The following is a 24,863-nucleotide window of genomic DNA, read 5'->3' on the forward strand; positions in this document are numbered from 1 at the left end:
ATCAGCTCAGCCGTTTGACAAGCCGGGCAATGATATCTTCGGGTCGCAGCCCATCCGCCCGGGCGGAAAAGCTCACGGCCATGCGATGGGCCAGAACGGGCTGTGCCAGGGCCACCACATCGTCCAGGCTGGGCGAAAGCCTGCCATCAAGCAAAGCGCGCGCCCGCGTCGTGAGCATGAGCGTCTGGGCCGCGCGCGGGCCGGGGCCCCAGGCAATGGCGCTTTTCAGATCGTCAGGTGCGTGCTGCGGGCGGGCGGAGCGCACGAGGGTGAGAATGGCGTCCACAATCTTTTCGCCCACCGGCATGCGGCGCACCAGGGCCTGGGCCTCGATCAGGCTTGCGGCATTCATGATGGGGCTGGCCACCTGGGTGGTCACGCCGGTCGTGGCCAGCAGCATCTGGCGTTCGGCATCTTCCGCGGGGAAATCGAGCGGGATCTGGAGCATGAACCGGTCAAGCTGGGCTTCGGGCAGGGGGTAGGTGCCTTCCTGCTCGAACGGATTCTGCGTGGCCAGCACATGGAACGGGCGCGGCAGGGCATGTTCCACGCCCGCCACGGTAACGTGATGTTCCTGCATGGCCTGCAACAGGGCCGATTGCGTGCGCGGGCTGGCACGGTTGATTTCGTCGGCCATCAGCAACTGGCAGAAGACCGGCCCCTTCACGAAGCGGAAGCTGCGGTGCCCGGCGGCATCCTCATCCAGGATTTCACCGCCCGTAATGTCGGAAGGCATCAGGTCGGGGGTGAACTGCACGCGCCGCGCGTCCAGCCCCAGCACGGTGCCCAGCGTGTTCACCAGCAGGGTCTTGCCCAGCCCGGGCGGGCCGACAAGCAGGGCATGCCCGCCCGAAAGCACTGTGGTCAGGGCCTGGCGGATGACGGCGTCCTGGCCGAAAATAACGCCTGAGAGCTCCTCCTGCACGGCCTTGAGCCGGTCACAAATGCGGTCTGCCTCCCGCGCATCAGCGATGGCGGAAGAAAATTGGCCTGAAAGGGGTGCGTCTGATGCGGTCATGAGTCCAGTTTGGAGGTAATGCAGGGCTTACATCAAGCGGGGTATCCTTCCTATATCATTGGAAGGATCAAATGGACACGTATTAGGGGATGATCGGGCAGTGAAAGGTGAACTGGCGGATAACGCACAGACCCCTTTGTGCGAAGGGGCGATGGAAGATGTTTCCCCCCCTTCGCCCGGGGGCAGGCATCTGCCGTTTCTGATCCGGCGCGACGGTGTGTGGCTGTATCGGGGCACGCCGGTCAAGCGCAAGGCGATGGTCTGCCTGTTCGCTTCCCTGCTTACGCGGGATGAGCAGGGCGCATATCTGCTGCGCTCCCCGTTTGAGAGCGGGTTCATCACGGTGGAGGACGTGCCGTTCCTGGCGGTGGAGCTTCAGTGGCATGGTGCGGGGCGTAACCAGCGGCTGTGTTTTCGCACCAACATGGACGAAACGGTGACCGCCGATGCCGATCATCCGATTCGCGCAGTGTGGGATGTCCCGCCCGAAGCCTGCATAGAAGGCTGCCCGCCTTACCTGCTGATCCGCCCGGGCGATGGTGCCTTCGGGCTGGAGGCGCGGCTGGCCCGTAGCGTATGGTACGAACTCGCGGCCCTGGCCGAGCCCGGCACCTGCCGGGGCGTGCCGTGTCTTGGCGTATGGAGTTGCGGCAGTTTTTTCCCGCTCGCCCGCCTGCCCAGTGAAAACGGGGATGCCAGCATGCCGGAAAGCAGTGCCCCCCAGAGCCCCGATGCCCATGGCGCCCCCGGCGGAACCCCCTGCGTATGAGCCTGGTCTTGCTGGCGGGGCTGACACCCGGGCAACGGCAGGGGCTGGAACGCCTGTGGGCCGTGCTGCCCGAAGCCCGGCTGGTAGGGGGGGCGGTGCGGGATATGCTGGTTCCGGCCCCGGTAACGGATATGGATATTGCCACCCCCCAGCCCCCGGATCAGGTCATGGCGCTTTTGCGCGCGGCGGGGATGCGGGTGGAAGCCACCGGTCTAGCCCACGGAACCGTTACCGCCGTGCTGGAGGGGGCCCCTTACGAAATTACGACATTGCGGCGCGATGTCATGACCGATGGCCGCCATGCGGTGGTCGACTGGACCCGGGACTGGCGAGAGGACGCAGCCCGGCGCGACTTTACCATCAACGCCATGACGCTCGATCGGCATGGCAGGCTGCACGACTATTTCGACGGCCAGGCGGATCTGCGGTGCGGGCGGGTGCGTTTTGTGGGGAACGCGGCCCGGCGAATACAGGAAGATGCGCTGCGGATCCTGCGTTTTTTCCGCTTCCTGGGGCGTTACGGCCATGCTGCGCCCGACGATGACGCGGTGCAGGCGATTGCGCATAATGCGGCGCTGCTGCGCGGGCTTTCGGTCGAGCGCGTATGGTCGGAACTGCGGCGTATTCTCGCAGGGCCCAATGTGGTGGATGTGGTCGGGCTTATGGCGCGTACGGGTGTGGTGGCCGAATTGCTGCCCGAAGGCTTCGATCTGGCCCGGTTCGAACGCCTTGTGGAGCTTGATGCGCCGGCCAGCGCCCTGCTGCGCCTTGCGGTACTGGCCCGTCAGCCGCTGGCCGTGGCACGTCGCCTCAAGCTTTCACGCGCGGAAACGGCGTATCTGCGTGGAACAGGCCTTTCTTTTCCCGCCGTGGCTTCGGGCACGCTGCTCCCGGTGACAGATGACGCCTTGCGGGTTCTGCTGGCCGAAGAGCCGGCGGATCATCTGCTGGGCAGGTTGTGGCTGGCCCAGGCCGATCTGCCACGGGATGGCGCGCAGGAGGCGGATTTTGCGGCCCTGCGCCAGCGGCTGGCGCTTATGCCGGTGCCGGTCTTTCCGCTGGCGGGGCGCGATGCGCTGGCCCTGGGGGCGGCACCGGGGCCAGCCGTGGGCCGGGCCCTGGCGCGTGTGCAAGACTGGTGGAAGGCCCAGGGCTGCCGTGCCACGGCGGCGGAATGCCGCGCGCAACTGGCCATTGTACTGAACGATTGCGCGCCGCCGGAATAGAGCGGGCGGAATGCACCCCGTGTAAAGAAGCCGTGGAATGAACCTTGCGGAATAAACCTCGCGCAGCCTCTTACGCGCGGGGGGTGGAGGCTGTTACAAACGGGGCATGACCCTCCTGACGTCGGCCGGCGTGCCGTCCACCGTAAATAAGCTCCTGCCCGATGACACGCGCGTTCTGCTGGGGCGCCTGTGGCGTGGCCAGGTTCGACACCATCCCACGCGCCTGGCCGCCGTTCTTGGCCTGACCGTGCTGACAGCGGCGCTGACGGCGCTGTACCCGTTGGTGATCCAGCGCGCGCTGGACATGTTCGGTGCGCATGATCCGCGTATCCTGTACCAGGTGCCGCTGCTGGTGGTGGTGATCACCGTGGCCAAGGCCCTGTCGCAATACGCTCAGACGCTGGCCGCCCAGGGGCTGGTGCTGAGCGTGATTCGCGGTTTGCAGGGCGAGATGTTCGATCATCTGGTGCGCGCGGACATTACCCAGCTCGAGCGCGAGGCCCCGGCCAAGATGGCGGCCCGCTTCACGACCGATGCCGTCTCCATCCGCGAGGCGATGATCCGGGCCGTGAACTCTCTGGGCGATGTGGTGACGGTGGTGGGGCTGATCGGCTCGATGGTCTATATGGATTGGGAACTGAGCCTGATCGCCGCATTGCTGTACCCCATCGCCGCCGTGCCCATTCAAAAACTGGGGCGGCGTGTGCGCCGTGCATCGGGCGGCATGCAGGAACGGATCGGGGAGACCGCGGCCTTCCTGACCGAAAGCTTCGCCCAGGCCCGCACGGTGCGCGTCTACCGGCTTGAAGAAAGCGAACGCACACGCGCTGACCAGTCCTTCGACCATCTGTACCAGGCCATGCTGCACATCACGCGGGGGCGTGCGCGGGTGGACCCTCTGCTTGAAGCCCTTGGCGGCACGGCTGTTGCCGCTGTCCTTGGCTTTGCGGGGTGGCGGGCCTCTGTCGGGGGGGCCACGCTGGGCGATTTCTCGGGCTTTGTCGCGGCCCTGCTGCTTGCCGCCCGCCCGTTGCGCGCCCTTGGGGCCCTGAACGCCGCCTTGCAGGAAGGGCTGGCCGGGCTGGTGCGGGTGTTCGACATTATCGATGAAAAACCTGCCGTGACCGAACGCAGCAACGCCGTGCCGCTGCCACCCGGGCGCGGGCACCTGGTGTTCGACAATGTCGGGTTCGTCTACACGGATGGGCGTACGGGGCTGGCGGGGCTGAGCTTCGATGCCCAGCCCGGCTTTACCGTGGCCCTTGTCGGGCCGTCGGGGGCGGGCAAATCCACCGCCCTGTCGCTGGTGCCCCGCCTGCACGACGTCAGCACCGGGCGCATCCTGCTTGACGGGGAAGACCTGCGCGACCTGAAACTGTCCGCCCTGCGCGACGCCATGGCCTATGTCAGCCAGGACCCTCTGCTGTTCGACCTGTCCATTCGCGACAATATCCTGATCGGCCGGCCCGATGCCTCGCAGGTCGAGATGCAGGCGGCGGCACGGGCGGCAGCAGCTGAAAACTTCATTCTCGGCCTGCCCGAGGGCTACAATACCCTGGTCGGGCCCGGTGGGCAGCGGCTTTCAGGCGGGCAGCGCCAGCGTGTTGCCCTGGCGCGCGCGCTCCTGCGCAACCCCCGCCTGCTTTTGCTGGATGAAGCCACCAGCGCGCTGGATACCGAGAACGAAGCCGCCGTGCAGGAAGCACTCGCCACCCTGCGGCACGGGCGCACGACGTTGATCGTGGCGCACCGGCTTTCCACCATCCGCTCGGCCGATCTCGTCGTGGTTCTGGCCGATGGCCGGGCGGCGGAATGCGGCACGCATGATGCGCTGATGGCGCGCGACGGGCTGTATGCCCGTCTGGTCCGCACGCAGGGGCTGGCGCGCTGACAGGCCACGGGGGCTGAGATCGTCCGAAGGCGCGGGCCTTTGCCCGGCTGCCCCGCCCCGGTGCCCTCCGGTGCCCCGTTCTGCCAGCGCGCGTGTGTGCGGGCACGCCAGGGGCGATGGGCAAGGCAGGGCAGGATGTAATGCAACTCACGCTTGATGAGCGCGCGTGAACGTGTCACATACTGACCGAACCGGTCGGTCAGCGCTGTGCTGGCGGGCCACGCATGATGACTGATGACGTGTTTTGAGCAGGGCAGGGAACAGAATGGCCGACGACCACAGCGAACAGTCTTCCGCAACGCCTGATACCCAGGCAGCGCCGCAGAAAAAGAACAACGGGCGCAGGAAGGCGATTCTGACAGGCGTTATTGTCATTCTGGCGGTCGGTGCAGGGGCCTACTGGTTCCTGACCCGTAACGAAATCGAGACGGATGACGCCTTTACGGCAGGTCGCGCGGTGGGCATTGCCCCGCATGTGGACGGTTACGTGACCGAATTGCTGGTGAACGACAACCAGTTCGTCCGCAAGGGGCAGGTCCTTGCCCGTATCGACCCGCGTGACTGGCAGGCTGCGCGCGACCGCGCGGCCGCAGCCGTCGCCGCGGCGCAGTCTGCCTTGCAGGCCAGCCAGATGCTGCATGCCGTGGCTGCCCTGGAATATCCGGGCAGGCTGTTGCAGGCCCAGGGCCAGTTGGCCGATGCCAAGGCGCGCGAATTCAAGGCCCAGACCGATTACCGCCGCCAGCATTCGGTGGAACGGGCGGCAACGTCGCAGCAGGATATCGATTACGCGCAGGCCGCCCTGGATGCGGCGCGCGCGCAGGTCATGGCCGCCCAGGGTGCGGTGCAGATGGCCATGCCCGTGCAGCCCAATATCGAGAACACCACCGTGCGCGTCTCGCAGGAGGAAGCGCAGGTCAAATCGGCTCAGGCCGACCTGGCCACGGCCGATCTCAACCTGGAATGGACCACGATCCGCGCCCCGCGTGACGGCTGGATAAGCCAGCGCAATGTCGAACAGGGCAACTACGTCCACAAGGGGCAGAATGTCTTTTCCATTGTCGAGCCTGAAGTCTGGGTGACCGCCAATTACAAGGAAACCCAGATTACCCGGATGAGGCCGGGCCAGAAGGTGGATATCGCGGTCGACGCGTATCCGTCCCTGGCGCTGCATGGCCATATCGATTCCATCCAGAAGGGGACCGGGGCGACGTTCAGCACCTTCCCGCCGGAAAACGCCACGGGCAACTACGTCAAGATCGTCCAGCGCGTGCCGGTCAAGATCGTCATCGACGATGGCATGAACCCCGACCAGCCCTTGGCCCTTGGCCTTTCGGTCATCCCCACCGTGCATGTGGACACGCAGGGCCATTCGGACGCGCCCCCCAAGGATGCGTCCCGCCCGGCTCCGCCCGCGCAGGTCCCTGCCGGGGATAGTGCCGCAACCCCCGGCCAGGCCACACAGTAATGAGCGGCTCTGCCGAGCAGGCGGCGGCTGCGTGGAAGCCCAAGCATAACCCGTGGACCGTGGCCCTTGTCGTGACCATGGCGGCGTTCATGGAAATCCTGGACACCACCATCGTCAACGTCTCCCTGCCGCATATCGCGGGCAGCCTGTCCAGCACGTACGAGGACGCCACCTGGACCCTGACCGCCTATCTGGTGGCCAACGGCATTGTGCTGACCATTTCGGGCTGGCTGGGCAAGGTGTTCGGCCGCAAGCTGTATTTCATGATCTGTATCGTCATGTTCACCGTGTCGTCCTTCCTGTGCGGCATGGCGACCAGCCTGGGCGAACTTGTCATATTCCGGCTGATGCAGGGGTTTTTCGGCGGTGGGCTGCAACCCAACCAGCAATCCATCATTCTCGACAGTTTCCCGCCCGAAAAGCGCGCGGCGGCCTTCGGGCTGACTGCCATCGCCACCGTGGTGGGGCCGGTGATCGGCCCGACCCTGGGCGGGTGGATTACCGATAATTTCTCCTGGCGGTGGATTTTCTTCATCAACGTGCCGTTCGGTATCCTCACCACGCTGGGGGTCATGGCCGTGGTCGAGAACCCGCCCTGGGCCAACAAGAGAAAAGCCCCGGTGGATGTGATCGGCATCAGCCTGATCACGGTGGGGTTCAGTTGCCTGGAAGTCATGGTGGACCGGGGTGAGGACGCTAACTGGTTCGGGTCAAATTTCATCCGCATCATGGCGGTTCTGGCGGTGCTGGGGCTGGGGGGGGCCGTGTGGTGGCTTTTGCATACCAAACAGCCCGCGGTTGACCTGCGCGTGTTCAAGGACCGGAATTTCGCGGTGGGTACGGCGCTCATGGGGGCCATGGGGGCGCTGCTTTATGCCTCGGCCATTATCGTTCCGCAATTTGCCCAGCAGGTCATGGGCTATACGGCAACCCTGTCCGGGCTGCTGCTCTCGCCCGGTGGTATTGCGGTTATCATCCTCATCCCCATTGTCGGCAAGCTGATGACGGTCATGACCGTACGCAGCCTGATTGCCGTGGGGTTCAGCCTGATGGGGCTGGCGCTGTTTTTCTCGGCCCAGTTGCTGCCCGCGCTTGATTTCAGGCATCTGGTGATTTTCCGCATGAGCCAGACGGCGTGCCTTGCCTTCCTGTTCGTGCCCCTTTCCACCATTGCGTATTCGACCATTCCCGAACGGCTGAATGCGGATGCCTCGGCCATGTTCAGCATGGCGCGCAACGTGCTGGGTTCTTTGGCGATTTCGGGTGCCGCGGCTTTGCTGACCGAACGGCGGCAGGCCCGTCAGGCGCATATGGTGCAGTGGATGACACCCTACCACCAGCCCTACAACACCTATACGGATCAGGTGCAGGCGGCAGTCCAGGCCCGCGGGCTGACCGAAGCAGCGGCCAGCCAGGTGGCGCAGCACCAGATCTTCTCGGCGTTTTCCCACCAGGTGGCGATCCTCGCCTATAACGAGGTATTCATGATCCTGGGTATTGGCGCGTTCCTGTGCGTGCCGTTCTGCTTCCTGTTTTCTTCCATCAAGGGAGATGGCAAGGCCCGGGGTGCCCACTGACGCTGGCCGGGCCCGCCGGGGCCCGGTTCAAGCGGCAAGTCGGTGCGATTACACGTACGGGAGCCCGGGCAGATCGGTCAGCGGGCTATGCCAAAAGCCGCGAAATCCTTGACCAGGCGTTCGTAGACCGGTTTTTTGAAGCCGACATTACGCTCGGGCAGGCTGTTCAGCTCGGCCCACATCCAGGCGTCGAATTCCTGCGGCGTGTGCAGGTCCAGCTTTATATCCTCGTCCTGGCCGGTGAACGCCAGCGCAAACCATTTCTGTGTCTGGCCCCGGTATTGGCCGCCCAGGGCGTGGCCGATCAGGTGGGCAGGCAGGTCGTAGGTGATCCAGTCGGGATGTTCGGCCAGGATGGTGACCCGGTTGGTGCCGATCTCCTCCTGCACTTCGCGCAGCACGGCCTCCGTGGGGCTTTCGCCCGCATCGATCCCGCCTTGCGGGCATTGCCACACACCATCGCACAATGGCCCGCCGGCTCCGGGCATGTCCGCCCGGCGTGCAATGAAAACCTGGCCGTTGGGGTGAAAGATCATGGCCCCGACATTGGGCCGGTACGGCAGGTCCGACGCGGTGGGGCTTGGCGTGCCGGGCAATGGGCCGGCTGACGGGGCAGGAACGGGGCCGGGGGCTTTGGGTGTGCTGGACAAGGGCAATACTCGGGCTTGGGGGTGCTGCTTACGGCAGGGTGCCCAGCGCATCCTGCGGTTTTTGCTGCGGCTGTTTCTGGCCGTTCACGCTGCTCAGATTGACATGCATCCCGCCATTGGGGGCGGATGGCAGCGTGTTGCGCGCAAGCTCGGCCGACTGCGTAATCTGGCTGACCGGCACCAGGGCGATCCCCACATCCTTGAGATGCGGTATCCACGCGCGCAGGCAGGCAAGGGCGACCGGCCGCAGCGGGCCGAGCACGCCAATGGCCCGCCCGTTCTGGCGGGCAAGCTGTTGCAGCTTGAGAAGCTGGATATCGATATTCACGATATCCGTATCCGTGTTGACGCGGATATCGGCCCGATCGGGTGCGCTTGGCGTATTGCCCGCAGCATCGGGCAGGGGCGGGGTGCCGTCCAGATACAGCAGGCCGCGCTGGTCCAGCGTGGCCAGGACGGGCTTGAACGCATCCGAATGGGAAAAACCCGCACCGTCCTGGTTGCCGAAGGCATTGGTGACCCCGACATAGCCCGCCAGCCGCGAAAGCGTCCAGTTCAGGTTGGCCGCATTCTGCTGCGGCGAAAGCAGGAGCCCCAGCGCCTTGGGGCCGGCATTGTCGGCGGGTGCCGCGCCATTCTGGTTGGCCGCCGGTTCGGCCGTGCTCTGGATCGGCAGCGAAAGCAGTGTTTCATGCTCATGCTCCCGTGCTGCGGCCATCAGGCTCTGCGCATCGGTCAGGTAGGGCGACAGCGCCAGGGAGACCGCTCCGGGCAGGGAGGTGATGGCATCCTTCGTGATGTCGTCGGACTGGTCTATGCCGTCGATCAGCAGGGCTACAACCGGTGTGCCGGCGGGAACATCGACCGCGGGTGCGGCATAAGCCTGTCGGGCCTGCTGGCCCTGCGGGCCACGCTTGGGCAGGGGCAGGCCGCCGGGGCCGTTCTCGCTTTCCAGCAAGGCGGTCTGGGGCGGCAGGATGCCCATATGCCGGGGCAGGGCAGCACCCTTGCCCTGCGTGTCCGCCACGTCGATATCCTGGCCTTCCACCGCCAGATGGGGTGGGCCCATGACCTGCAAAGCCACGCCGCCAAGCAGCGTTGCGGCCAGGCATGTTCCCCAGAAACGGACGAACACCCGGCCATTTGCGGGAATCCGGTCCCACCACGAAGAGCTACGCATAAGCGCCGCCTTTCACGTTAGAGCCTCCGCCCCGGCCTAATGATGGGCCGGCGCGTCGGTTTTGGCGGCGGGTTTCGCGGGCGGAAGGGCTGCGGCCGGGTCGGGGGCCGGCAGGCCCGCCATGGAGCGGACAACCCGCAGCCCCTGCTGAAGCTGGTAGTCCGTGGCGGGCTTGGTGTAATCGAAGCTGGGCCAGTTGGCCGGGGGTTCACCCGCGATATCCTTGGCGATGGCGGGCAGGTCCGTCCTGGGTTGGGCCTTTGTCTGGTTGCCGCCCTGGTTCTTGAGAATATGATCCAGGTCGGCTTCACGCAGGCTCAGGCCCGGGTCTTCGCGCACTTCCTTGACGGCGATGTCAGGCGTGATGCCCAGGGCCTGGATGGAGCGGCCCGATGGCGTGTAGTAGCGCGCCGTGGTCAGCCGCACCGCCCCGTTGCCGGGGATGGGGATAATGGACTGCACGGACCCCTTGCCGAAGGAGCGCGTGCCCAGCAGCACCGCACGGTGGTGGTCCTGCAATGCGCCGGAGACGATTTCGGAGGCCGAGGCCGATCCACCATTGATCAGCACCACCATGGGCACGTTATCGGTAATATCGGTGCCGTGGGCATCCCAGCGCTGGCTGTCCTTGGGGTGGCGCGCCCGGGTCGAGACGATTTCGCCCGAGCGGATGAAACTGGCCGAGACCTCTACCGCCTGGTCCAGCAGGCCGCCCGGATCGTTGCGCAGGTCAAGGACCAGGCCGGCCAGCTTGCCGCCCGCCTGCTGCTTGAGCGCGTTATACCCCTTGAGCAGTTCCTTTTCCGTCGTTTCATTGAACTGGGCGATGCGCAGATAGCCGATCCGGTCGTACAGGGCGGATTTCACCACATCGATATGGATGATTTCGCGCGTCAGCGTCACGACAATGGGCTTGGGGGTTTTTTCGCGCACCAAAGTAAGGGTGATCTTGGTATCCGGCTTGCCGCGCATTTTCTTGACGGCTTCATCAAGGGGTACGCCGTCCACCGTATGGCCATCCACGGCGATGATGAAGTCACCCGGCTTGATCCCGGCGCGAAAGCCCGGCGTGCCATCGATGGGCGATACCACGCGGATATGCCCGTCCTGCTGCTGAAGCTCCAGGCCCAGCCCGCCGAATTCGCCCTTCATCTGGACCATCATGTCTTCGTACTGCTTCTGGGTCATGTACGAACTATGGGGGTCAAGCCCGCTCAGCATCCCGTTCAGCGCGTTGGTGATCAGGTCGCGATCCGATACGGGTTCGACATAATCCGAGCGCACGAGGTCGAGCACCGTGCCGAACAGCGTAAGCAGCCGGTACGTTTCGGCATGGTTGGTGGTGGGGGCCGCATCCGGCGTATCGGTCGCCGGGGTCTGGGCGGGGGCTTCGGGCTGGGCTTGCGCCCGTGCTGCGGGAATAAGCAGGCCTGCGGGGGAAAACTGGCCCAAAGAAAACTGGCCCGGAGAAAAAGCCAGGGCAAGGCCGGTCATGGCTGTGGCGCCGAGCATCAGACCTGTGCGGAACTTCATGCGATCGTGTCTCCTGTCGCCGGGTGTTCAAGCCCCCTGGCGCGTGTTCTTCCTGTCTTCATCCACGGCGCGGCCCGTGTCACCGTGGCACCTGCATGCGAGCGGGCTTGCCGGTCACGGGGCAAGACTAGCTGTTCCGTCACGGATAGGAAACCGTCGCCGCATGGTGCCTGGTGTCCGGCCTAGAGAAAAGGCGCGGGGTTGACGGTTTTCTGCCCGTGACGGAGCTGAATGAACAGCGTGGCCGAACTGCCGGAATTCCCCATCTGTCCCACTGGCGCACCCTTTGTCAAACTTTGCCCCGTCTCGACCGAAAGCACCGACAAGCCCGCCAGAACGAAGCGGTAATGCTGTCCGCAGTTCAGGATAACCATCTGGCCGTAGGTGCGGAACGCGCCGGCAAAATCCACCCCGCCCGTGCAGGGTGCGCGCACGCCCGCCCCGGCCGGCGTGCGATAGGTTCGCCCCGTGGCGGGGCCGGATTCGGTCGGGCTGCCCCAGTCCGAAACCAGCGTGCCCGCAACCGGCTTGAGCCCGGATGAAGGATGGTCGGGCAGGCCCGGGCCGTTATCCTGCGCGGGTGCTGCTACAGGCGGGGGCGGGGCTGCAAGGTTGCCAACTGCCGTGTGGGAGGATTCTGCAGCCCTGCGCCGGCTTGCCGCCTCGCGCGCCAGGGCGGCGGCACGGTCCTTTTCCTTCTGCACGGTTGCTTCCGCTTCGGCCTCAAGCGTGTCCAGCCGTGCAATGGCGTCCTGCAGGCTGGTCGCGCGTTCCGTGGCGGCCTGAAGCTGGCGTGCGGCGGCCGACACGGCGGTGTCGGCCCGTCTCTGCGCCTGGCGCGCCTGCAATGCCTGGCGCTGCACGACCTGGCGCTGCTGGTTCTGGGTCTGTTCAAGGGCGTGCAGCCGCTCCATTTCGCCCGACAGGTCGCGGTCCACCGCGTCCAGCCGGGCCTGCTCGGCCCGCATGGCCTGGGCCTGCTGTTCCATCTGGCGTGACAGCCCGCGCAGGATCAGAAAGCCGGTCACTGCATCGCCCTGCGGCAGGGGGGCGGCCAGCAAGGTATCGGACGGGTAGAGAGAAAGCCGCTCCGCCAGGGGCAGGATGGGGGCCAGGGCGCGGGCACCGTCGCGCAGCCTGGTCTGGAGTGCTACCTGTTCGCTGCGGGCGGCATCGATCCGGTCGCTGATATCGGCAATCTGCTGTTCGGTGTTCTGAAGCTGTGCCGTGGCCTCGACCGTGGCGGCTGACAGGGCTGTGGAGCGGGCCTTGGCCTGTGCGGCGGCGGCCTGTGCGGCCGCACTCAACGCGCGCGAGGTCGCCACGGCTTTTGCCTGCCGTGCGTTCTCACGCGCCAGGGCTTCCTGCCTGGCATGCGTGGCGCGAAGGGCCGCCTGCGCCTGCCTGACGGATGCCGCCCCGCTGCCCCCCCCACTGCCAGTGCTGCTCCCGCTCGCTGAATGGCCGGCGGGCAGGTGGAGCGTATGGGCGGTCGGGCCCGTGTGGGACGTTCCCACATGGCCGCTGGCATGCCCCGATGCGTGGCCCGTATGGGCTACGGATGTGTGTGCGCCATTCGCCGCATTAGCAGGGTGGAGACAGCCCAGGGCAAGCAGCCATACCGCCCCGTGGAAGGGGTGAGCCATGGCGGCGCGCGTTTTGCGTCTGGCCAGTCTGTCACGCAGGACCGGGGCAAAAAAAGGCCAGAGCCTGTCCATTCAGTGCACGAGCAGGGACATGCCCGTCATTTCCGTGGGCTTGGGCAGGTCCATGATATCCAGCAATGTGGGTGCCAGGTCCGCCAGCTTGCCGCCGTCGCGCAGGGCAGGGGCGTTTGTGCCGTAGGCGATCAGCGGCACCAGGTTGAGCGTATGGGCGGTGTGCGGGCCGCCGGTCTGCGGGTCTTTCATCATCTCGCAATTCCCGTGGTCGGCCGTGACCAGCAATGCGCCATGCTGGCGGGCAATGGCCTGGGCAATACGGCCAAGCCCTGCATCCACCGCCTCCACCGCCTTGATGGCGGCGGACAGGATACCGGTATGGCCGACCATATCGGCATTGGCGAAGTTCAGCACGATCAGGTCGTATTCACCCGCGTCGATCGCGGCTACGGCCTTGTCGGTCAGTTCGGCGGCCGACATTTCGGGTTGCAGGTCGTAGGTCGCGACCTTGGGGGAAGGGACCAGGATACGGTCTTCGCCTTCGAACAGGGTTTCGCGCCCGCCATTCATGAAATACGTCACGTGCGGGTATTTTTCGGTCTCCGCCATGCGCAACTGCCGCAGCCCGGCCTTGGCGATGACCTCACCCAGCAGGTTGGTCAGTTCCTCCTGCCCGAACAGGGTCGTCATGCGCGCGGCCAGCGTGTCGCTGTAATGGGTCATGGCCACGGCGGCTGCGAAATGGATGGTCTTTGCCCGCGCGAAGCCGGAAAAATCGGGTTCGAGCAGGGCGTCCATAAGCTGGCGGATGCGATCGGCCCGGAAGTTGAACGACAGCATGGCATCCCCGTCCTTCATGCCCGTATAGCCGTCCAGCACCGTGGGCAGGATGAATTCGTCCGACACGTCGGCTTCGTAGGCGCTGGCAATGACATCCGCCGGCGTTGCGGCGTGCGGGCCCTGGCCGCAGACAATGGCGTCATACGCTTTTTCGACACGGTCCCAGCGCTTGTCGCGGTCCATGGCGTAGTAGCGCCCGCTCAGCGTTGCAAGCCTGACCTGCGGGGGAAGGGCCGCCTGCACCTGTGCCACATAATCGGCAGCCGAACGGGGGGCCGTATCGCGGCCGTCCGTGAACATGTGAAAGGCCACGGGCACGCCCGCTTCGGCTACGATGCGCGCCAGGGCCACGGCGTGGTCCTGGTGGGAATGCACGCCCCCGGGCGAGACAAGGCCCATCAGGTGGCAGGTGCCCCCACTGGCCTTGAGGGCCGCGATCAGCCCCGTCAGGACCGGGTTGCGGGCCAGGCTGCCATCTTCAATGGCGGTGAAAATGCGCGGCAGTTCCTGCATGACCACGCGGCCCGCGCCTATGTTGAGGTGCCCCACCTCCGAATTGCCCATCTGCCCGTTGGGCAGGCCGACATCGATGCCGCTGGTGCGCAGGAAGTTATGGGGGTTTTCCGCCCATAGCCGTTCGAAATTGGGGATATGGGCCAGGCGCACGGCGTTATCGGCCGTATCCTCCCGCCAGCCGAAACCATCGAGAATAACCAGCATGACCGGGCGTTTGGGGCGGGGGGCGGAGACTGACATGACATGGACCTTTATTTTCGGTTCTTGATTATCGGCAAATCATGCCACCAAAATGGCGCCAACACAAAGCGGGTGTTGCAAGAAGGGCGCCAACACTCCCCGTGCATGGCGCAGCCCTTCCATGCGCCAGGCAAGGGGTGCGGCGGGCAGGCGGGCCCGTGTGCCCTTGCGCGGTGGGCAGGTGCTGTGGGGGCTTGCGATCCGGTGGGGCAGGGGTGTGCCAGGTTGGCGAAAAATATCTTAACGATTTGAAAAGAAAAGATAATTTACAGATGTACAAAACCCTATTCCGTTTTGACGCCAGCAATGCCAGAAGGGTTTTTGAAGAATCGGCACCGGTCCGCTTCGCTGTATCCGAAACAGGTCATCATGCTTTTTAAAACCCTCCCGACCGGGGCCGTTATCGGGCTCTGGGCCTTGTTCGCCTGCACCTTCACGGCGCTGACCAGCGAAGTAGCCCCCGTGGGTATCCTGATTGAAATGGCCGACAGTTTTCATATTCAGGAAGGGCAGGCGGGGCTGGCGGTCAGCGCCTTCGCCCTGATGGTGGCCCTTGGCGCCGTGCCGCTGACGATCATGACCGCGCATATCGATCGCAAGCGGCTGATGCTTGTCTCGTTATCGGGGTATGTGCTGTCCAACCTGGTCATGGCCATGGCCCCCAGCTTTGTCCTGCTTTGCGTCGGCCGTCTGATCGGCGGGGTGGCGCATGCGCTGCTGATGTCCATCGTCTCGGCCTATGCGGCGCGGCTCGTGCCCCCCAGCATGACGGGGCGGGCCATTTCCTTCGTGTATGGCGGTACCTCGCTGGGGGCGATCCTGGGTGTTCCGGGCACTGCCGCCGTCGGGCATCTGGCAGGCTGGCGCACCGCCATGTACATCATGATCGGGCTTGCGGTGGTTCTTACGGCGTGTATCGCGTTTTTCCTGCCGCCCGTATCGGCCCCCGTTCAGGGCAAGGCGAACCTGCCCAGTGTCACCTCGCCCCGGATCATGCGGATATTCCTGGTTGTCGTGGCGGTGGATGCGGTGTTCTTTTTCGCCCATAACCTGCTTTACACCTATGTCACCCCGCTTCTGCTCGATCACGGCCTGGCCAGCGGCGCGCTGAGCATTGCCCTGCTGATGACCGGGGCACTCAGTATTGTCGGCCTGTGGGGGGCGGGCCAGGTGGTCGATCGGCGTCCCGCCCTGGGCATGCTGGTCGCGGGCCTGGCCCTGCTGGTGGGCATGGGGCTGATGTACGGGCATATCCTGTCGGGCTGGCTGTCCGTGGGTGCTGTCGGGCTGTGGTGTATCGGCTATTCGGCCATTATTCCCTTTGTCATGTCCGGCGCCATCCGCACACGCGCCACGCGGCCGGATGTGGCGGGGGCCGCGATCAACGCCGCCAGCAATGCGGGCATTCTGCTCGGCTCGGCGGCGGGCGGGCAGGTGCTGACCCATTACGGCTTCGGCGTGCTGACACCCCTGGCCGCGACCGTTGCCCTGTGCGGTATCCTGCTGGCCCTGTTCAACCCGGCCGCTTTTCCCCACACGCTGCCACCTTCCGACCACGAAGGCTGAAGCCAGGCAGGCGTTCTGCCCGATCCGGCAGCGGCCATGACGCATGACCGGGCATTATCCGGGCGGTCGCTGTTCCATCCCGTTTATGCCGTGGTGTTCGCGGCATCCTGTTTATCCGCGAGGGCAGGGCGCTTCATCCTGTGACACAGGAGGATACCCAGCCCCTATAATGCCGGCAGGAGTTGTACGACCATATCGAGCGCGTTCCGCCCTTTAGTAAGATCACTGTCCAAGGCTGCGTCCGGCTTTTTCAGGTGGCGCTCGCTTTCTCGAAGAAGCCCCATCATCTGGCTGGCCAGACTGCTTGCAGCCTGCCGGAACTGCTGGTTTTCGTCTGTGGTGGCCGCAGGTTGCGCTGCCGGGGCGGGCTCGCCGGGCGGGGGCTGTTCAGCCTGTGTTCCGTCCGTACTGGGATGCAAATCCTGACCGGTCCCGTCAACTGTTGCAGCCGTATCGGTGCTTGATGCGTCTTGTGGTGCCGCGGGCATGTCCGTGGCCAGTGCTGTGCTGACCGTCGCGGTTCCGCCATTCTGCGCATACTGCGCCACGGCGGCTGCGAGTTGGTGGGCCAGTCGCGCGACTTCCGCCGCCATCGCCCTGGGCGAGAGGATGCCCCCCATTTCCATCAAGGCGAACATCTGCGCCTTGAGGCTGTCGAGCCGTTGCTCGGCTTGCTGCCTGGCGGTTGCGTGGCTGGACTGAATGATCTGGTCCAGCCGCGCCAGGGCCTGCTGGGCGGAAGACTGGCTTTGGCTGCCGGCGGACGAACCTGCCAGAAAATCGAGAGCCGTCTGCGACAACGTGACGACAACGGAGGACGCTTCCGCCTGATCCGGCTGCCCGCCCGAAAGGGAGGCCGAAGCATCGTTCACCCCGGCATCCATCGCGGAGGGAGACGGGCCAGCTTGTGTAAACGGTACGGAGATGAGCATGTCCATGGTCCCGACCGGTGGTCTGTTTCAGCCTGTCAACAGGCCCAGTGCCTTGCGGGTTCTGGCCAGCGCGGCATGGATTGCAGCTTCATGGCCCTTTGCCGATGTCTGGTTGTGCAGATCGCTCCCACCAAGAACGGCGGCAGTCAGGAAGAGGTCATCATACCCGGACGGCACGGTAGAAACTGTCATTGTCTCGCCTTCAACCAGACCGCGAAACCGTTACAGTCCGCTACAATCATTAACAAATCGTTAAGAAGGCGTTGGCTGGAGGTCACATTGCTTCGGGTAAGCCAAGGTATTTCAGACCGTCATTCGCGTTTTATTTGGACGATTGGGAGCGCAATCTGCAAGATGACCGCGCGATAAGGCGAGGGGTGGAAGACGCTGCATTGCCGACAGGAAGCCGTTTTAAAAATCTGCCCCCGAAGTGCCGGTCTATTTTATAAAAGTTTCTGGTGAAGCTTTTTTCAAAAAAGCTTCGAAGACTGTCACTTTTTTTAAAAAAGGCGACACCCGAATATTTTTTTTCGTTTTGAAATAATCTCCGCGTGACGTTTTCGCCCATGGGTGAGGCAAAGGCCCCACCCGCGGGGCGTCAGGCGCGGCGGACCGTGTAGGATTTTTCCAACTCGGTGGTAATGGTTGCCGCATGTTCGGGGTCGCGCGCCTCGATCATGATTTCCAGCACGGCGGCCTGGACGGACGGGGCCGAGAAAAGCCGCTGGTGCGAGACTTCGATCACATTGCCGCCCGCATCCCCGATGGTCTTGGCAATATCGGCCAGCACGCCGGGCCGATCGGGAATTTCCATGATCAGGCGCAGGATGCGACCGTCGCGCAGCATGGCGCGCATGAGCGTATTGGCCAGAATGCGGCTGTCGATATTCCCGCCCGAGATGGGCATGGCCACCTTGCGGCCCTTGAACTGCTCGGGATAGGTCAGCACGGCGGCAAGGGCCGCAGCGCCAGCCCCTTCGCTGACCTGCTTCGCCCCTTCGGCCAGCAGGGTGATGGCGTTTTCGATAGCGCATTCGGACACGACCAGCACTTCGTCCACCAGCTTGCGAATGACCTCGTTCGTCTGCTGGCCGATCTGCAGGACCGCAATGCCTTCGGCAATGGTCGCCCCGCCATTGGGCTGGATGGCCGGGCCCGGAAAGGCGCAGAGCGAGTCGTAATTTTCGACCTCCACGCCAACCAGCCTGATCCCGGGCCTGAGTGCCCGGGCCGCGACCGCGCAGCCCGACAGCAGGCCGCCCCCGCCAATGGGCACGACCAGCGTGTCGATATCCCCCGCATCTTCGAGCAGTTCCAGTGCACAGGTGCCCTGGCCCGCCATGATCGCGGGGTCATCATACGGGTGGATGAAGGTCCGCCCCTCACGCGCCTGCAAATCCTTGGCGAAGGCCAGCGCCTCGGCAAAGTTCTCGCCCTCCAGCACCACGCGCGCACCCCAGTTGCGGGTGCGCACCACCTTGCCGCCGGGCGTGAACCTGGGCATGACAATGACCGCGTCAATGCCCAGCAGGCTGGCGTGGCGGGCAACGCCCTGGGCGTGATTGCCGGCTGAAACCGCAATAACGCCTCGTGCGCGTTCCTCGGGCGAAAGCAGGGCCAGCTTGTTGGCGGCCCCACGTTCCTTGAAGGAACCGACGGCCTGAAGGTTTTCAAGCTTCAGCGTGATATCCGCCCCCGTGGCCAGGGACAGGGCATGGGACTGGACGGTGGGTGTACGGATCACCTTGCCGCGGATCCGTTCAGCCGCGGCGGTGATATCCTGCATGGAGATCATGTCAGATAAATTTTACGGACAGGATTTCATACGTGCGATCGCCACCGGGGGCGGGAACGGACACGGTGTCTCCTTCCTGCTTGCCGATCAGCGACTTGGCCAGCGGGGAAGAAATGGAAATCTTGCTCTGCTTGATATCGGCTTCATGCAGGCCCACGATCTGGTAGGTGATTTCCTTGTCCGTGTCTTCGTCCACCAGGCTGACCGTGGCGCCGAACTTCACCTGTTTGCCCGAAAGGGTGGCGGGGTCGATCACCTCGGCGGTGGAGATGATCTCTTCCAATTCCAGGATACGGCCCTCGATAAAGGACTGGCGTTCGCGCGCGGCATGGTATTCAGCATTTTCTGAAAGGTCACCATGGCTGCGTGCTTCGGCAATGGCGCGGATGACCGCCGGGCGTTCTTCTGATTTAAGCTTGCGCAGCTCATCTTCGAGTTGCCGCAGGCCTTGGCCCGTCATCGGAGTTTTCTGCAAGGCGTATCCCCGGAATAAAGCTGTCGGCCTGGGCCGGCGTGAACGTTACACACTCTTCATGGCCCGGCCCCTCCCTTACGGGTAAGGGGGAGGCCGAACCACAAACGGCAGGGGCAGGCTGGTATGGCCTGCCCCTGTCGCTTAGAACGATCCACTAAAATATGACTGAAGCGGCGCAACTTCAAGCGGTCCTTCGCGCATTGCCGCAATGGCATGCACCGCCGCCCGCGCTCCGGCCATGGTTGTGTAGTGCGGAATGCCCAGAACAAGGGCTGAACGGCGGATATCGAAGCTGTCGGCCACCGACTGCGCGCCGCGTGCGGTGTTGATGACCATCTGCACCTCGCCCGAGCGGATGGCGTCCACGCAGTGCGGGCGGCCTTCAAGCACCTTGTTCACCACTTCCACCTCGATCCCGGACTCGCGCAGCCGGCGGGCCGTGCCGCGCGTGGCCAGGATCTTGAAGCCCATGGATGCCAGCAGGCGGCCAAGGGCCGCAAGCTGGGGCTTGTCGCTTTCACGCACGGACAGGAAGATCGTGCCCGACATGGGCAGCTTGACCCCCGCCCCAAGCTGCGACTTGGCGAAGGCGCGCTCGAAGGAGGTGTCCAGCCCCATGACTTCACCCGTGGAACGCATTTCCGGGCCCAGGATGGTGTCCACTTCGGCAAAGCGGTTGAAGGGGAAGACCGCTTCCTTCACCGCGACATGCGGCACCACCGCCCGGTCGTCCAGGTTGAAGGTGGACAGTTTGTCACCCGCCATGACGCGCGCGCCGATCTTGGCGACCGGAACGCCCGTGGCCTTGGCCACGAACGGCACCGTGCGCGACGCGCGTGGGTTGACCTCCAGCACGAACACTTCCTGGTCCTTGATGGCGTATTGCACGTTCATCAGCCCGACAATGCCAAGCTCGCGCGCCATGGCTTCGGTCTGGGCCTTCAGTTCGGTCACGATGGCGGGGGAAAGCGTGTAGGGCGGCAGGGCGCAGGCACTGTCGCCCGAATGAATGCCCGCCTCCTCGATATGTTCCATGACGCCGGCCACATACACTTCCGTCCCGTCGGAAATGCAGTCCACATCGGCCTCGATCGCTTCGTTCAGGTAGCGGTCGAGCAGGATCGGCCCCGATGAGATATCGTGCCCCGCATGGCGCAGCACGTCGCGCATGTAGCGCTGGAGCGACGCGCGGTCATAGACGATTTCCATTGCCCGCCCGCCCAGCACGTAGGACGGCCGCACCACGACCGGATAGCCCACGCGCTCGGCCACGGCCTCGGCTTCCTCCGGGTTGCGGGCAATGCCGTTTTCGGGCTGGCGCAGGCCGAGCTTGTGCAGCATGGCTTGGAACCGTTCGCGATCCTCGGCCCGGTCGATCGCATCGGCCGGGGTGCCCAGCAGCGGAATGCCGGCCGCTTCAAGTGCACGCGAGAGTTTGAGCGGGGTCTGCCCACCGTACTGGACAATGCAGCCCTTGACCGTGCCGTTCTGCTGTTCGCGGCGGATCAGGGCGATCACGTCCTCGGCCGTCAGCGGTTCGAAATACAGCCGGTCGGACGTGTCGTAATCGGTGGACACGGTCTCGGGGTTGCAGTTGACCATAATGGTCTCGTAACCGGCTTCGCGCAGGGCGTAGGCGGCATGCACGCAGCAGTAATCGAATTCGATCCCCTGGCCGATGCGGTTGGGCCCGCCACCCAGGATGACGATCTTTTCACGGTCCGTGGGATCGGCCTCGCAGGTCGGAGGGGTGAACAGCCCCTCGTAGCTGGAATACATATACGGCGTGGCGGATGTGAATTCACCCGCACAGGTGTCGATACGCCGATAGGCGGGCACCACGCCGGCCTGAAGACGCAGCTTCTCGACCTCGCTCGCCTGCGTGCCCGAAAGGCGGGCAAGCTGCACGTCTGAAAAGCCCAGCGCTTTCAGGCGGCGCAGGCCCTGTGCATCCTTGGGCAGGCCGTGGTTTTCCACCATGCGTTCGGCCTGGACCAGCGTTTCGAGCTGGCGCAGGAACCACGGTTCGAACTTGCAGGCTTCGTTGATATCCTCGACCGAAAGCCCCGCGCGCAGGGCTTGTGCCGCCATGAGAATACGCTCGGGCCGCGGCTGGGACAGGGCTGCGCGGAATGCGTCTTCCCCGCCATCACCGGGCACTTCGACCGGGTCCAGCCCGTGCAGGCCGGTTTCCATCGAACGCAGGCCCTTTTGCAGCGCCTCGGGGAAGGAGCGGCCAATGGCCATGGCCTCGCCCACCGACTTCATGGAGGTGGAGAGCAGGGCAGGGGCACCGGGGAATTTCTCGAACGTGAAGCGCGGGATCTTCACCACCACGTAGTCGATCGTCGGCTCGAACGAGGCGGGCGTGGTGCGGGTGATGTCGTTTTTCAGCTCGTCAAGCGTGTAGCCGACCGCAAGCTTGGCCGCCACCTTGGCAATGGGAAAGCCCGTGGCCTTGGATGCCAGTGCGGAAGAGCGTGAAACACGGGGGTTCATCTCGATCACCACCATGCGGCCGTCGGCAGGGTTGATGCCGAACTGCACGTTCGATCCACCCGTTTCCACCCCGATGGCCCGCAGGCACGCGATGGAGGCATCGCGCATGCGCTGGTATTCCTTGTCGGTCAGCGTCAGTGCCGGCGCCACGGTAATGGAATCGCCCGTATGCACGCCCATGGGGTCGATGTTTTCGATGGAACAGATGATGATGCAGTTGTCCGCCGTGTCGCGCACGACTTCCATTTCATACTCTTTCCACCCCAGCACGGATTCCTCGACCAGCACTTCGGTGGTGGGGGAGGCATCCAGCCCCGAGAGCACGATCTGGTCGAACTCCTCGCGGTTATAGGCAATGCCGCCACCAGACCCACCCATGGTGAAGGACGGGCGGATAATGGAGGGAAAGCCGATCTGCTTGAGCGCGTCATGCGCTTCGGCCAGCGTATGGGCGATCAGGCTGCGCGGGCTTTCGATGCCGATGGCGTCCATCGCCTCGCGGAATTTCTGACGGTCTTCGGCGCGGTCGATCACATCGGCCTTGGCCCCGATCAGTTCCACATTATGCTTTTCCAGAAAGCCCGAGGCATGCAGCGCCATGGCGGTGTTCAGCGCTGTCTGCCCACCCATGGTCGGCAGCACGGCGTCGGGCTTTTCTTTCAGGATAATGCGTTCGACCACTTCGGGCGTGATCGGTTCCACATACGTGGCATCGGCCAAGCCTGGGTCGGTCATGATGGTGGCCGGGTTGGAATTGACCAGAATGACCCGGTAGCCTTCCTCGCGCAGGGCCTTGCAGGCCTGTGCGCCCGAATAATCGAATTCGCACGCCTGGCCGATGACAATGGGACCGGCGCCGATGATGAGGATGGAGCGAATGTCTGTCCGTTTGGGCATGATACGTGCGGTCCTGTCAGTTCTTGGCGCCGTGGGTGTCGATCAGGGTGGCAAACCGTTCAAACAGGTAAAAACTGTCGGACGGGCCGGGGCTGGCCTCGGGGTGGTACTGCACCGAAAATGCGGCATACCGGCTTGTCGCCAGCCCTTCGTTCGAACCGTCGAACAGGCTGACATGCGTGACATGCGCATCATCCGGCAGGGTGTCGGCGTCCACTGCAAAACCGTGGTTCTGGCTGGTGATCTCCACCCGCCCGGTCTGCAGGTCCTTGACCGGCTGGTTCGCACCCCGGTGGCCGCGCTCCATCTTGTAGGTCTTGGCCCCCAGTGTCAGGGCCAGAAGCTGGTGCCCCAGGCAGATGCCGAACAGCGGCACGCCGGCTTCCAGCACAGTGCGGATGGCGGGCACGGCGTAGCTTGCCGTGGCCGCCGGATCGCCCGGCCCGTTGGAGAGGAAAACCCCTTCGGGCTTGAGGGCCAGGATTTCCTCACCCGTCGTGGTGGCGGGCACGACTGTCACGTCGCAGCCGGCGGCTACCAGGCAGCGCAGGATATTGCGCTTGGCCCCGTAATCCACCGCCACCACGCGCCTGCGCCGGGCGGGGACGGCGCGCGCGCCATGCGGCCATTCCCATACGCTGTCCTGCCAGGTGTAAGGTGCGGCGCAGGTCACCTCGCGCGCGAGATCCATGCCTTCAAGCCCCGGCCAGGCGCGCGTTTCGGCCAAAATGCCTTCAAGGTCGAAACGGCCATCGGCGGGGAACACGAGGGCTGCCGTCTGCGGTCCCTTGTCGCGAATGATCAGGGTCAGCGCGCGGGTGTCCACCCCGGCAATACCGGCCACGTTGCGTTCCTTCAGCCAGGCGTCCAGGCTTTCGGTCGCGCGCCAGTTGGCGGGGGCGGTGGGGTCTTCCTTCACCACCAGGCCGCGGGCGAACACGCGGGCGGCTTCGTCATCCTCCGCATTCGCGCCGACATTGCCGATATGCGGGAAGGTGAAGGTGATGATCTGCCCCGCAAAGGACGGGTCCGTCAGGGTTTCCTGGTAGCCGGTCATGCCTGTGGAAAAGCAGATTTCGCCAATGGCCGGGCTGGGTGTGAAGGCGCCGAAGCCCTTTCCCCACAATACGCTGCCATCTGCGAGAACAAGAGCGGCGGTGGCGCCATCGGGGCGGGCGTCGGGCATGGATGTTCCTGTCTTGCTGCCTTCCGCATGCGGGAAGGATCGGTCTGTCACGGTGGGTGCGGGCTGGAGGTCATCCAGCGAAAGGCCGGTCGCCTGCGCGATCGCGGGCCAGTGCCTGGCCGGAATGGCCTGGGCCTGGCGCCATTTGCGAATGGCCTCGGTGCCGACACCGGTCAGTCTGGCGGTGGCGTCTGGCCCGCCAATGCGGGCAATGATGGAATCGATTGACATGGACATGGCCTGGGCTGTGCCTCCCCGTCTGGCCATCTAGCATTTCGGAATCCCTTTGGGAAGAAATTTCCCACCTGTTCGGCGCATGAGAAAAACCCATGGGAAATTTTTTCCCTCCGGGGTGGATGCCTTTTGCCGGCGCCGGGTGGTATGGTGGGTCAGGACCTTTATTCAGGCGTTCTCGCACCGGGGGCGCCAGCATTTGCCGGAGCAGACAAGTCCATGACCCTTCGTGAAAACCTTATGGCCGACTTAAAGACAGCCATGAAGGCGGGTGAAAGCGCGCGTGTCGCGACCATCCGCATGATAACGGCCCGGCTGAAGGACGTGGAAATTGCCGGCCGCGCCAAGGGAGCGACAGAACTGGGTGAGGAAGAAGCCCTGTCCGCCCTGCGCGGCATGATCAAGTCTCGCACGGAATCGGCGACGATGTACCGCGATGGCGGCCGCCCCGAACTGGCGGACAAGGAAGAAGCCGAAATAGCCGTGATCCGGAGCTACCTGCCGCCGGAACTGGACGAAGCGGCGTTGCACGCAGCAGTGGACGAGGCCATCGGCACCGCGGGTGCGACCACGCTCAAGGACATGGGCAAGGTGATGGCGGCACTCAAGACCCGCTTTGGGGCGGCACTGGACATGGCGCGCGCCAGTGCGGCCGTCAAAGCCCGGCTGGGCTGAACCAGGCGGAGCAGCTTCGGGCCCGGGCAATTCGG

The 24,863-nt window shown here is 64.6% G+C and carries 19 protein-coding genes; 7 read left to right on the forward strand and 12 right to left on the reverse strand.

Annotated features, from left to right (window positions below):
• Position 1: 1 nt before the first annotated feature.
• Positions 2 to 1,018, reverse strand: coding sequence for an AAA family ATPase (locus tag J2D77_RS02080; RefSeq protein WP_207844602.1), 1,017 nt, complete (start codon positions 1,016 to 1,018; stop codon positions 2 to 4).
• 100 nt (positions 1,019 to 1,118) lie between these two features.
• On the opposite strand from J2D77_RS02080, the gene J2D77_RS02085 reads away from it, so the two are divergent.
• From J2D77_RS02085 to J2D77_RS02105, 5 genes are all read left to right on the forward strand, one after another.
• Entirely contained in the window at positions 1,119 to 1,787 is a 669-nt protein-coding gene (locus tag J2D77_RS02085; protein WP_407927064.1) for a DUF1285 domain-containing protein, read from the forward strand.
• Positions 1,784 to 3,013, forward strand: a complete 1,230-nt coding sequence (locus J2D77_RS02090) for a CCA tRNA nucleotidyltransferase (RefSeq protein ID WP_207844604.1) — start codon at positions 1,784 to 1,786, stop codon at positions 3,011 to 3,013. Before J2D77_RS02085 ends, J2D77_RS02090 begins: the two co-directional genes overlap by 4 nt.
• A 106-nt stretch (positions 3,014 to 3,119) precedes the next feature.
• The gene (locus tag J2D77_RS02095) at positions 3,120 to 4,904 is read left to right on the forward strand and encodes an ABC transporter ATP-binding protein (RefSeq protein WP_207844606.1); all 1,785 of its coding nucleotides are present in this window, start codon (positions 3,120 to 3,122) and stop codon (positions 4,902 to 4,904) included.
• A 265-nt stretch (positions 4,905 to 5,169) separates the two neighbouring features.
• The gene (locus tag J2D77_RS02100; RefSeq protein WP_207844607.1) at positions 5,170 to 6,372 is read left to right on the forward strand and encodes an HlyD family secretion protein; all 1,203 of its coding nucleotides are present in this window, start codon (positions 5,170 to 5,172) and stop codon (positions 6,370 to 6,372) included.
• Positions 6,372 to 7,949: a DHA2 family efflux MFS transporter permease subunit gene (locus tag J2D77_RS02105; RefSeq protein ID WP_207844609.1), complete on the forward strand. Its 1,578-nt coding sequence runs from the start codon at positions 6,372 to 6,374 to the stop codon at positions 7,947 to 7,949. Before J2D77_RS02100 ends, J2D77_RS02105 begins: the two co-directional genes overlap by 1 nt.
• Before the next feature lie 77 nt (positions 7,950 to 8,026).
• On the opposite strand, the gene J2D77_RS02110 is transcribed toward J2D77_RS02105, so the two are convergent.
• The 5 genes from J2D77_RS02110 to gpmI all read right to left on the reverse strand — a co-directional run bounded on the left by J2D77_RS02110 (position 8,027) and on the right by gpmI (position 14,569).
• Positions 8,027 to 8,545, reverse strand: a complete 519-nt coding sequence (locus J2D77_RS02110; protein ID WP_269142516.1) for an RNA pyrophosphohydrolase — start codon at positions 8,543 to 8,545, stop codon at positions 8,027 to 8,029.
• 82 nt (positions 8,546 to 8,627) lie between these two features.
• Positions 8,628 to 9,779, reverse strand: coding sequence for a divergent polysaccharide deacetylase family protein (locus tag J2D77_RS02115; RefSeq protein ID WP_207844613.1), 1,152 nt, complete (start codon positions 9,777 to 9,779; stop codon positions 8,628 to 8,630).
• Between the two features lie 36 nt (positions 9,780 to 9,815).
• Positions 9,816 to 11,312, reverse strand: coding sequence for a S41 family peptidase (locus J2D77_RS02120; protein ID WP_207844615.1), 1,497 nt, complete (start codon positions 11,310 to 11,312; stop codon positions 9,816 to 9,818).
• Between the two features lie 182 nt (positions 11,313 to 11,494).
• Entirely contained in the window at positions 11,495 to 12,958 is a 1,464-nt protein-coding gene (locus J2D77_RS02125; protein ID WP_230975406.1) for a murein hydrolase activator EnvC family protein, read from the reverse strand.
• 72 nt (positions 12,959 to 13,030) lie between these two features.
• Positions 13,031 to 14,569, reverse strand: coding sequence for a 2,3-bisphosphoglycerate-independent phosphoglycerate mutase (gene gpmI, locus J2D77_RS02130; protein ID WP_207844619.1), 1,539 nt, complete (start codon positions 14,567 to 14,569; stop codon positions 13,031 to 13,033).
• A gap of 369 nt (positions 14,570 to 14,938) precedes the next feature.
• Here gpmI and J2D77_RS02135 point away from each other — a divergent pair, with 369 nt between their 5' ends.
• Positions 14,939 to 16,135: an MFS transporter gene (locus tag J2D77_RS02135; RefSeq protein ID WP_207844622.1), complete on the forward strand. Its 1,197-nt coding sequence runs from the start codon at positions 14,939 to 14,941 to the stop codon at positions 16,133 to 16,135.
• A gap of 164 nt (positions 16,136 to 16,299) precedes the next feature.
• Here the strand turns inward: J2D77_RS02135 and J2D77_RS02140 are convergent, their stop codons facing one another.
• The 6 genes from J2D77_RS02140 to carA all read right to left on the reverse strand — a co-directional run bounded on the left by J2D77_RS02140 (position 16,300) and on the right by carA (position 24,156).
• Positions 16,300 to 17,067 carry a hypothetical protein gene (locus tag J2D77_RS02140; RefSeq protein ID WP_207844624.1) on the reverse strand — a complete coding sequence of 256 codons (768 nt, stop codon included), beginning with the start codon at positions 17,065 to 17,067 and terminating at the stop codon, positions 16,300 to 16,302.
• A gap of 27 nt (positions 17,068 to 17,094) precedes the next feature.
• Positions 17,095 to 17,259, reverse strand: coding sequence for a hypothetical protein (locus J2D77_RS02145; protein WP_207844626.1), 165 nt, complete (start codon positions 17,257 to 17,259; stop codon positions 17,095 to 17,097).
• Positions 17,260 to 17,665: 406 nt separating this feature from the next.
• Positions 17,666 to 18,862 carry a threonine ammonia-lyase gene (locus J2D77_RS02150; protein WP_207844627.1) on the reverse strand — a complete coding sequence of 399 codons (1,197 nt, stop codon included), beginning with the start codon at positions 18,860 to 18,862 and terminating at the stop codon, positions 17,666 to 17,668.
• A 1-nt stretch (position 18,863) separates the two neighbouring features.
• Positions 18,864 to 19,337 carry a transcription elongation factor GreA gene (gene greA / locus J2D77_RS02155; RefSeq protein WP_207844628.1) on the reverse strand — a complete coding sequence of 158 codons (474 nt, stop codon included), beginning with the start codon at positions 19,335 to 19,337 and terminating at the stop codon, positions 18,864 to 18,866.
• A gap of 141 nt (positions 19,338 to 19,478) precedes the next feature.
• Positions 19,479 to 22,733 (reverse strand): carbamoyl-phosphate synthase large subunit, encoded by a 3,255-nt coding sequence (gene carB, locus J2D77_RS02160; RefSeq protein ID WP_207844629.1) that lies wholly within the window; start codon positions 22,731 to 22,733, stop codon positions 19,479 to 19,481.
• 16 nt (positions 22,734 to 22,749) lie between these two features.
• Complete coding sequence (gene carA, locus J2D77_RS02165) at positions 22,750 to 24,156, reverse strand: glutamine-hydrolyzing carbamoyl-phosphate synthase small subunit (protein WP_207844630.1); 1,407 nt, start codon at positions 24,154 to 24,156, stop codon at positions 22,750 to 22,752.
• A 216-nt stretch (positions 24,157 to 24,372) separates the two neighbouring features.
• On the opposite strand from carA, the gene J2D77_RS02170 reads away from it, so the two are divergent.
• Complete coding sequence (locus J2D77_RS02170) at positions 24,373 to 24,828, forward strand: GatB/YqeY domain-containing protein (protein ID WP_207844631.1); 456 nt, start codon at positions 24,373 to 24,375, stop codon at positions 24,826 to 24,828.
• Positions 24,829 to 24,863: the final 35 nt, after the last annotated feature.

This window comes from Acetobacter garciniae (assembly GCF_017377735.1).
Classification (GTDB): domain Bacteria; phylum Pseudomonadota; class Alphaproteobacteria; order Acetobacterales; family Acetobacteraceae; genus Acetobacter; species Acetobacter garciniae.